At 72.8% G+C, this 8,931-nt stretch carries 6 protein-coding genes and 3 pseudogenes; 6 read left to right on the forward strand and 3 right to left on the reverse strand.

The genetic code is table 11. The features are described 5' to 3' along the window. Positions 1-219: pseudogene (locus tag MHW47_RS27695) on the forward strand (hypothetical protein); the annotation flags it as partial. Here the strand turns inward: MHW47_RS27695 and MHW47_RS27700 are convergent. Next, a complete protein-coding gene (locus MHW47_RS27700; protein WP_239226503.1) occupies positions 189-1,619 on the reverse strand; it encodes a transglycosylase family protein in 1,431 nt (476 codons plus the stop codon). The pseudogene MHW47_RS27695 and the gene MHW47_RS27700 overlap by 31 nt on opposite strands. 235 nt (positions 1,620-1,854) lie before the next feature. Between MHW47_RS27700 and MHW47_RS27705 the strand changes: the two genes are divergently transcribed. Both MHW47_RS27705 and MHW47_RS36160 read left to right on the forward strand, forming a co-directional pair. Next, positions 1,855-2,952, forward strand: coding sequence for a LacI family DNA-binding transcriptional regulator (locus MHW47_RS27705; RefSeq protein ID WP_239226498.1), 1,098 nt, complete (start codon positions 1,855-1,857; stop codon positions 2,950-2,952). Positions 2,953-3,013: 61 nt separating this feature from the next. After that, positions 3,014-3,164 (forward strand): annotated as a pseudogene (locus tag MHW47_RS36160) (carbohydrate ABC transporter permease); the annotation flags it as partial. Positions 3,165-3,229: 65 nt separating this feature from the next. Here the strand turns inward: MHW47_RS36160 and MHW47_RS27710 are convergent. Both MHW47_RS27710 and MHW47_RS27715 read right to left on the reverse strand, forming a co-directional pair. Further along, positions 3,230-3,811 (reverse strand): TetR/AcrR family transcriptional regulator, encoded by a 582-nt coding sequence (locus MHW47_RS27710; RefSeq protein ID WP_239226499.1) that lies wholly within the window; start codon positions 3,809-3,811, stop codon positions 3,230-3,232. A 119-nt stretch (positions 3,812-3,930) separates the two neighbouring features. Continuing rightward, the gene (locus MHW47_RS27715) at positions 3,931-5,316 is read right to left on the reverse strand and encodes a cellulase family glycosylhydrolase (RefSeq protein ID WP_239226500.1); all 1,386 of its coding nucleotides are present in this window, start codon (positions 5,314-5,316) and stop codon (positions 3,931-3,933) included. A 253-nt stretch (positions 5,317-5,569) separates the two neighbouring features. Between MHW47_RS27715 and MHW47_RS27720 the strand changes: the two genes are divergently transcribed. From MHW47_RS27720 to MHW47_RS27730, 3 genes and pseudogenes are all read left to right on the forward strand, one after another. Then, the gene (locus MHW47_RS27720; protein ID WP_239226501.1) at positions 5,570-6,592 is read left to right on the forward strand and encodes a LacI family DNA-binding transcriptional regulator; all 1,023 of its coding nucleotides are present in this window, start codon (positions 5,570-5,572) and stop codon (positions 6,590-6,592) included. Positions 6,593-6,918: 326 nt separating this feature from the next. Then, positions 6,919-8,034 (forward strand): lytic polysaccharide monooxygenase, encoded by a 1,116-nt coding sequence (locus MHW47_RS27725; protein ID WP_239226502.1) that lies wholly within the window; start codon positions 6,919-6,921, stop codon positions 8,032-8,034. Positions 8,035-8,125: 91 nt separating this feature from the next. Further along, positions 8,126-8,931 (forward strand): annotated as a pseudogene (locus tag MHW47_RS27730) (PucR family transcriptional regulator); the annotation flags it as partial.

Here is an 8,931-nt window from a genome sequence, read left to right on the forward strand (position 1 = left end):
CCGGCGCTGCCGCTTCCGGTCGCGGTGGCCGTCTCCGGGCCCGTGGGTCCGCAGGCGCCGCGCCCGGCCCTGCCCCTGTGGATGCCGCTGGAACGGCTGGGCCGCCGGGTGGAGTTCGGCCGCCCGCCGCCCTCCGGCGCGTCCGCCGCCACCGCCGCCACCGGTGACGCCGGTGACGGCGGAGGCGTTCAGACCTTGACGCCGCCCGCCCTGAGGTAGGCCAGCGGGTCGATGTCGGAGCCGTAGTCGGGGCCGGTGCGGACCTCGAAGTGCAGATGCGGGCCCGTGACGTTGCCGGTGGCGCCGGAGCGGGCGATCCGCTGGCCGCCGCTGACCTGCTGGCCCCCGCGGACGAGCAGCGAGGACAGGTGCGCGTACTGGCTGTACTTGCCGTCGCTGTGCCGAATGACGATCTGGTAGCCGTACGGTCCCGCCCAGCCCGCGGAGACGACCTTGCCGGAGGCCATCGCCTTCACGGACGTGCCGGTGGGCACGGGGAAGTCGACACCGGTGTGGTAGCCGCTGGACCAGGAACCCGCCTGGTGGTACGGCGTACCGGTGGCGGCCGCGACGGGGGCGGTGAGCGAGCTGTGCTTGCGCGTGTGCTCGGTCTTGCGGGGCTGCGGCTTGTGCGCCGGCGTCTTGTGGGTCTCGGTCCGGTGCGGCTGGGTCTTCTTCGGCGTCTCGGTCTTCGCGTGGGACTCGGTCTTCGGGTGCGACTTCGTCTTCGGGTGGGACTCGGTCTTCCGCGGGGGTGCCTTCCGTGTCTCCGTCGCGCGGGAGTCGGCCGGGCGGGTTCCGGTCTTCTGCGGGTGCGTCTTCGCGGGCCGCGGTTCGCTCCTCGGCTTGTGCCGCTGCTCGGCCGCCGCCGCTTCGCGGGTGGGCTTCGGTTCGGCCTTGGCGGCCGTCCTCGGGGCGGGCGGGGCGGCCGCCCGCGCCTTGCCGCTGAGGGTCAGCCGCTGGCCGGGGAATATCAGGTCCGGGTCGTCACCGACGACCGCGCGGTTCGCCTCGTACAGCCGCTGCCAGCCGCCCTTGAGGTGCTGATCGGCGGCGATGCCGGAGAGCGAGTCGCCGGGCGTCACGGTGTACGACTCGCGCTTGCCCGGAACGTGCGTGGGCGTGGCCGCGGGGGCGGTGCGCTTGGCGCGCGGCGTACGGGAGGCCGGGGCGGTGGACGGCTTCCCGGACGTGACCCGGGTCGTGCGCTCGCTCTGCGTGCTGAGGTCGGGCGCGTCGCCGCCCTTGGTGAGGCCCGCCCGGTCGGAGCAGACCGGCCAGGCGCCGGGGCCCTGGCTCTCCAGGACCTTCTCGGCGACGGCGATCTGCTGCTCCCTGGTGGCCAGGTCGGCGCGCGGAGCGTAGTCGGTGCCGCCGTACGCGGCCCAGGTCGAGCGGGTGAACTGGAGGCCACCGAAGTAGCCGTTGCCGCTGTTGATGTGCCAGTTGCCGGTGGACTCGCACGCGGCGACCTTCTCCCACACGTCCGCCGAGGCGGCGCCCGCGGACGAGGCCGCGAGCAACGGCAGGGCGAGCCCCGCGCCTCCCGCCGTGACGGTGAGCGAAGCCCGGTTGATGCGGCTCGGCTGGTATCTGCGGTGCCGTCCGGTCGCGGCCATGACGTGGCTCCCCCACTGGCTGTAGGACATGTCGCAAGCGGTCAACTTATGTGCAAACAGCGGGTGATGACAAGACCACGGTACGTTTCGGCCACCCTGCCGAAAGTGCTTCCCACCGGCGCGGGCGGCGCGCGGTAGCGGGCCAGCGTCTCGGCCGGGAAAGGATGCGATAACGGTTCGGCGCGCGTTCGGCCATCAGCGGAGAGCGCTCTCCACTGATGCTATAAATGCGCTCATGACGGATGATCTGCGACCGGCCGGAGCACCCACCCTGGAGGACGTGGCGAGGGCGGCCGGGGTGTCCCGCGCCACCGTCTCCCGCGTCGTCAACGGCGTACGGAACGTCGACCCGGTGATCCAGGAGACCGTGCGCCGGGCGGTCGCCGCCACCGGCTACGCGCCCAACCGCGCGGCGCGGTCGCTGGTGACCAGGCGGACGGACGCCATCGCCCTGGTCGTCTCCGGAGCGGGCTGCGGCCCGGAGGCGGAGACGGCCGGGGATGCACCGGCGGACGGGGCGGAGGACGGGGAGGGCCCGTCCTTCACCGCGCAGGTCTTCGCCGACCCGTTCTTCGGCCGGGTGGTGACCGGGGTCGTGGACTACCTGCGCCCGCGCGGGATGCACCCGGTCCTGATGTTCGCCGAGACCTCGCGGGCCCGCGAGGACGTGGTGGCGTTCCTGCGCCAGGGCAGCGCGGACGGCGCGCTCGTGGTCTCGACGCACGCGGAGGACCCGCTGCCGGACATGCTGACGGACGCGGGGCTGCCGGCCGTCCTGTACGCGCGCCCCGCCCGCGCGGCCCGGATCAGCTATGTGGACCTCGCCCACCGGGACGGCGCGCGGCTGGCCGCCGAGCACCTGCTGGCGCGGGGCCGCCACCGCGTCGCGACGATCACCGGCCCGCTCGACGTGCCCGCGGTGCAGGAACGGCTGGCCGGCTTCCGGGACACGATGGAGCGGCACGGGCACCCGTACGTCGCGATCGCCGAGGGCCGGTTCACGCAGGAGAGCGGCGAGAGCGCGATGGAGCGACTGCTGGCCGAACACCCGGACCTGGACGGGGTGTTCGCGGCCAACGACCTGATGGCGACGGGCGCCTGCCATGTGCTGCGGGAACACGGCAGGCGGGTGCCGGAGGACGTCGCGGTGATCGGCTTCGACGACAGCAGCGCGGCCTCGTCCTGCCGTCCGCCGCTGACCACGGTGCGCCAGCCGGTGGAGGCGATGGCGGCGGAGATGGCCCGGCTGCTGATCGAGCGGCTCGCGAAGCCCGGGGGTGCGGCGACGTCGGTGGTCTTCGAACCGTCCCTGGTGGTGCGCGACTCGGCGTAGGACCGGCCGCGCCCCCGTCCGGTGCGGGGCGACCCCGCCGTGTGCACGGCGCGCCCCCGGCCGGGTGGTGGTCCCGGCCGCCCGTGCCCGGCATCGTGGCCGTCGCCGTGTACGCGTTCATGACGGCGTGGGGCGAGGTCCTGTTCGCCTCCGTCATGACCGACGACGCCACCCGCACGCTCGCCGTCGGCCTGCAGGGTTACGCCACCCAGCTCCGGAAAAGGAGGTCCGCGCTGCCGGGGTCACCCGGGCCGATCGCGGGTTCGAGTCCCGTCACTCACTCGCCCAGTGTCGCCTCGGCCCAGTGGGTGAGCAGGAAGTGCAGCCCCTCCACCGCCCGCTCCCAGGACGTCTGCACCGGGCGCGGGGCCTCGAAGCCGCCCTCCGCCTCCAGGATGGCGAAGCCGTGGAAGGTGCTGCGCAGGAGGCGGACCGCGTCGGTGAGGGCCGGGTCGGTGAGGCCGTAGGCGCGGAGCATCGCGGAGGTGGTGCGCAGGGTGCGGTGGTACGCGGGTGACGCGGCGACGATCTCAGGGGCGACGCGGTACTGGGTGGCGGCGTAGCGGCCGGGGTGGTCCAGGGCGAAGGTGCGGTAGGCGTCGGCGAAGGCGGTGAGGGCGTCCTGGCCGGCCCGGCCGGCCACCGCCGCCTCGATGCGGTCGATGAACTCCTCGGCGGCCCGCAGGGCGACGCGGGTGCGGAGGTCGGCGAGGTTCTTGACGTGCGAGTAGAGGCTGGCGTCCTTGACGCCGAAGCCCCGGGCCAGCGCGGAGATGGTGACCTCGCCGAAGCCGATCGAGTCCGCCAGATCGGCCGCAGCCGTCACGACCCGGTCGGTCGTGAGCCCCGCGCGCGCCATGTCCACCCCTTGCCGATACATCTGTTTCCTAGGACCTCTAGCTTGCCGGGCCGAATATACACAGGGCCCGCGGTGGCCACGGCGAACCGTGACCACCGCGGGCCCCTGGGGGACGCGGATCAGCCGACGGGGAAGTTGTCGGGGGTGCTGATCCGGGCCTTGAGCAGGGCGCCCGACTCGGTCAGGACGCCGCTGCTGCTGTAGTCGCCGCCGTCACAGGTGCCGGGCTTGAACGCGGCACTGCTCTCGTTGGCGTCGGAGTAGGTCCAGTTCGCGTAGCTGATCTTCAGCTGGTCGAGCAGGTCCAGCCAGGCGGTGGTGCTCGACCGGTCCAGGGCGCCGCCACCGGTGGCGCTCACCGTGCCGAACTCCGAGACGAACAGCGGGAGGCTCGATGCCGCCCGGCTCACCGTGGAGCGGTAGTTGTCCTTGTGGCTCGCCGCGTAGAAGTGGAACGCGTACATGATGTTGGTCGCGTTCACGGGGTTGTTGATGATCTCGCTCTCGTTGGAGCCGTCCGAGACGCCCAGCGAGGACCAGCCACGGGTGCCGACGATGACGATCGCGTCCGGGTCGGCGGCCCGGATCACCGGGATGACCTGCTCGGCGTAGCTCTTGATGCCCGCCCAGCTCACCCCGTTGGGCTCGTTGGCGATCTCGTAGATGACGTTCTTCTTCGCGGCGTTGCGGGCGGCGACGGACGCGAAGAAGGTCTTGGCGCGGGACAGGTTGTAGTTGGGGTCGCCCGGCGTGAGGGTGTGGAAGTCGATCAGGGCGTACATGCCGCGCGCCTCGGCCATGTCGACGAGGCTGTTGACCCGGTTGGTGAAGCCGGCCGGGTCGGTCTCGTAGCCGTCCTCCTGCACGTACATCGCGGTGCGCAGCAGGTCGGCCTTCCAGTCGTTGGCCAGCGCGTCCAGGGACGCGTTGTTGTAGCACTGGCTGAACCACTGGAGGCCGTGGGTGCTCATGCCGCGCAGCTGGATGGGCCGGTTGTACTGGTTGCACAGGTTCACCCCGCACACGCGGAGCTGGCCGTTGACCTCGACCGGGGTGCCGTTGCCCGTGGTGGGCGGATCGTCGTCGTCTCCCCCGCCGCCGACGGAGCCCGTGCACGCGACACCGTTCAGGGTGAAGTTGGTGGGCTGCGGGTTGGAGCCCGTGAAGGAGCCCACGAAGCCGAGGTCGGTCGAGCCGCCGGTGGCCAGGGTGCGATTCCAGTCGACGGGGGCGGCGGTGACCGTGGAGCCGGACTGGGACCAGCTGGCGTTCCAGCCCTGGACCACCTTCTGGCCGGAGTCCGGCAGGGTGAACTTGAGCTGCCAACCGCTCACCGAGTCACCGAGGTTGGTGACCTTCACGCCGCCCTGGAAGCCGCCCTGCCACTGACTGGCGACCGTGTACTCCACCTTGCATCCGGTGGCCGCCGACGCCGGTGGACTGGCCAGGACCGTGACGCCGAGGACCGTCGCGCCGGTCGCCAGCAGAGCCATGAAGCGTTTCACAGCATTTCTCCTCGTTCGAAGGGGACCAACTGAGGAACATCCGAATGGGAGCGCTCCCAGAACCCATCGGCCCGAGACCGTACACGGCGCGGGAGCCCGCGCATAGGGATTCGACACTGTCATGCACAAATAAACTTGGGAGCGCTCCCAGGGATGAGGGTGCGTCAGAACACCGGCTGGGCGCCGTAATTGCGCCAGACGTACGATCGTCCACCCTCCGGGCCGTAGGATCGGTGGCTCTTGGGGGTGGTCCATGCTGAACAGGAGTTCAGGCACACCGACACTGGAAGAGGTGGCGGCGCTGGCCGGGGTGGGCCGGGGCACGGTCTCCCGTGTCATCAACAACGCCTCGGGGGTCCGCGAGTCCACCCGCCGCGCCGTGCAGCGCGCCATCGACGAACTGGGTTACGTACCCAATCTGGCCGCCCGCTCCCTGGCCGGACAGCGCGCCGGGGCCGTGGCGCTGGTGATGACCAAGACGGACTGGCGGCTGTTCGGCGAACCGTTCTTCTCCGAGATCGCCCGCGCCGTCGGGGACGCCCTGGACGAACGCGGCGTGCAGTTGCTGCTCACCCTCGTGCGCCGGGACAGCGAGCGCCGGCGGCTGCTGGAGTACGTACGCGGCGGCCGGGTGGACGGGGTGCTGCTGATGTCCGTACCGGCCGAGGACCGGCTTCCGGACATGCTCGCCGACGCCGGGGTGCCCACCGTCCTGCTGGGCCGGCGGTCGAACGACGAGCGCGTCACCTACGTGGACGCCGACAACGTTGGCGGGGCGCGGGACGCGGTCGGCCATCTGGTGCGCGGCGGGCGGCGGACGGTCGCCGCGATCACCGGACCGCCCGAGATGTACGTCGCGCAGTGCCGGTTGCGGGGCTACCGGGAGGCCCTGCGCGAGGCGGACTTCGCACAGGACCCGTCCCTGGTCGCCCAGGGCGACTTCACCGAGGCGAGCGGACGGCACGCGATGGCCGCCCTGCTGGAGCGGCACCCGGAGGTCGACGCGGTGTTCGCCGCGTCGGACAGCATGGCCGCCGGCGCGCTGGCCGCGCTGCACGCGGCGGGGCGCAGGGTGCCGGACGACGTGGCGGTGGTGGGGTTCGACGACTTCGAACTGGCCGGACAGACCGACCCCCCGCTGACCACGGTCCGCCAGCCGATGGAGGAGATCGGCCGGGCGATGGTGCGCCTGCTCCTGGAGGAGATGAGCCGCCCGAAGGTGGCCTGGCACCACGTCATCCTGCGGACCCGGCTGATGGTGCGCGCCTCGGGTTGAGACGGGGCGCGGGCGCGGGGCGCTACGGGGCAGCGCCCCGGGGGACGTGTCCGGCCGGGCGCCCGCGTCGCGCCACGCCGTGCCCGTATCGCGCCACGCCCGCATCGCGCCTCACCACGCCGCGCCCGCGTGCATCCGATCGTTCCGCAAGGGTTGTCAGGGACACGGCGACTGGCTACAGTCCCCTACCAATGAACGCATGGGAGCGCTCCCACTCGCACCCCTCGCCGGCCCACCCGCCGATTCTCCCGCGCGACGCGGTACACGCGCCCTCCTGACGGACGTCCGCACGACGACCGCCCCCGCACCACGCAGAAGGAGACACCATGGCAAGACGCAGGACCCAACTCGCCTCGCTGGTAGCGGCGTTGGCCACACTGCTCGGCGGCATCGCCTTCACGCTGCTCGGCCAGGGCAGCGCGCAGGCCCACGGGGTGACCATGACGCCGGGGTCGCGCACCTACCTGTGCTGGCTGGACGCCAAGACGAGCACGGGCTCCCTCGACCCGACCAACCCGGCGTGCAAGGCCGCGCTCGCGGAGAGCGGGGCCAGCTCCCTGTACAACTGGTTCGCGGTGCTCGACTCCAACGCGGGCGGCCGGGGCCAGGGTTACGTCCCGGACGGCACCCTGTGCAGCGCCGGTGACCGCTCCCCGTACGACTTCACCGGCTACAACGCCCCGCGCGGCGACTGGCCGCGCACCCACCTGACCTCGGGCGCCACGATCGAGGTCGACCACAGCAACTGGGCGGCCCACCCCGGTTCGTTCCGGGTGTACATCTCCAAGCCCGGCTACTCCCCCACCACCGAACTGGGCTGGGACGACCTGGAGTTGGTGCAGACGGTGACCAACCCGCCGCAGGTGGGCTCGCCGGGCACCGACGGCGGCCACTACTACTGGAATCTGACCCTGCCCTCCGGCCGCTCGGGTGACGCGGTGATGTTCATCCAGTGGGTGCGCTCGGACAGCCAGGAGAACTTCTTCTCCTGCTCCGACATCGTCTTCGACGGCGGCAAGGGCGAGGTGACCGGCATCCGCGGCTCGGGCAGCACGCCCACCCCGGACCCGACCGACCCCACGCCGGACCCGACGGACCCGACGCCCGACCCGACCGACCCCACCGAGCCGCACACCGGGTGCATGGCGGTCTACAACGTGACCAACTCCTGGAACGGCGGCTTCCAGGGCTCCGTCGAGGTCATGAACCACGGCTCGGCGGCGCTGGACGGCTGGGCCGTGCAGTGGAAGCCCGGTGCGGGCACCAAGGTCAGCAGCGTGTGGAGCGGGGTGCTGAGCAGCGGATCGGACGGCACGCTGACGGTCAGGAACGCCGACTACAACCGCACGATCCCGGCGGACGGCAGCGTCACCTTCGGATTCACGGCGACATCGACCGGTAACGACTTCCCGGTCGGCTCGATCGGCTGCGTCAACCCGTAGCCGCGGACACCGGCGGCGGCGGTTCCCGGGTGGCACGGGAGCCGCCGCCGTCGCGTGCCCGCGCCCGGGCGCGCTCGTATGCTCGGCTGCCATGACGAGCCGTGCGTCCCTCCCGCCGGAGCCCTCCGTCGCCCTGCGCGAGGTCCTCGCCTTCGACGACGGCGGAAGCCTGCGGCTGCTGCTCGCGCCCGCCGGACGTGAGGTCGGGGTGCGGGGCGTGGCGGTGGGCGACGAGGGCCCGGCCCGGCCGCTGGACGGCTGCCTGGTCCTGGTGACCGGGCCGCCCGCCTCTGCCCCGGAGGCCGCAGGACCCGTCCGGGAGGCGGCGCGGCGGGGCGCGGCCGGTGTGGTGCTGCGCGCGGTGGAAGGGGTGGCCGCCGCCCCGCAGGTGGTCTCCGCCGCCGAGGAGGCCGGGGTCGCCCTGCTCGTCCGGGCGGAGTGGGCCGACTGGACGGACACGGCGGCGCTGCTGCGTTCGGCGCTGGCCTGCGTACGGGCCGGGCGGGACGATGTGGACGCGAACGCAGGCGCGGGGTGGACGGCGGCCGGTGGCCCGGAGAGCCTGAGCGCGCTCGCGGCGGCCGTCGCCGAGTACACCGGCGGTTCGATCACCATCGAGGACACGCGGCTGCGGGTGCTGGCCCACTCGGCGACCGGGCCGGACGCCGACGCGCTGCGCCGGTCCACCATCCTGGGCGGCCGGGTGCCGGAGTGGCGGGTCGCCGAGCTGCGGCGCAGCGGCATGCTCCGGACGCTGTGGACGTCCCGCGAGGTGATCCACCGCGCGGCCGACGCCGAGGGGCCCGAACGCCTGGTCATCGCCGTGCGCAGCGGCCCGGAGGTCCTCGGCTCGATCTGGGTGGCCGGGGACGGGCGCCCGCTGCGCCCGGACGCGCC

Source organism: Streptomyces sp. OfavH-34-F, assembly GCF_022347745.1.
Lineage (GTDB): Bacteria > Actinomycetota > Actinomycetes > Streptomycetales > Streptomycetaceae > Streptomyces.

Excerpts from the sequence above, each read along its gene's own strand:
- MHW47_RS27720 (WP_239226501.1), top strand. The coding sequence starts at position 5,570 with ATGCTGAACAGGAGTTCAGGCACACCGACACTGGAAGAGGTGGCGGCG.
- MHW47_RS27705 (WP_239226498.1), top strand. The coding sequence starts at position 1,855 with ATGACGGATGATCTGCGACCGGCCGGAGCACCCACCCTGGAGGACGTG.
- MHW47_RS27725 (WP_239226502.1), top strand. The coding sequence starts at position 6,919 with ATGGCAAGACGCAGGACCCAACTCGCCTCGCTGGTAGCGGCGTTGGCC.
- MHW47_RS27700 (WP_239226503.1), bottom strand. The coding sequence starts at position 1,619 with ATGGCCGCGACCGGACGGCACCGCAGATACCAGCCGAGCCGCATCAAC.
- MHW47_RS27710 (WP_239226499.1), bottom strand. The coding sequence starts at position 3,811 with ATGGCGCGCGCGGGGCTCACGACCGACCGGGTCGTGACGGCTGCGGCC.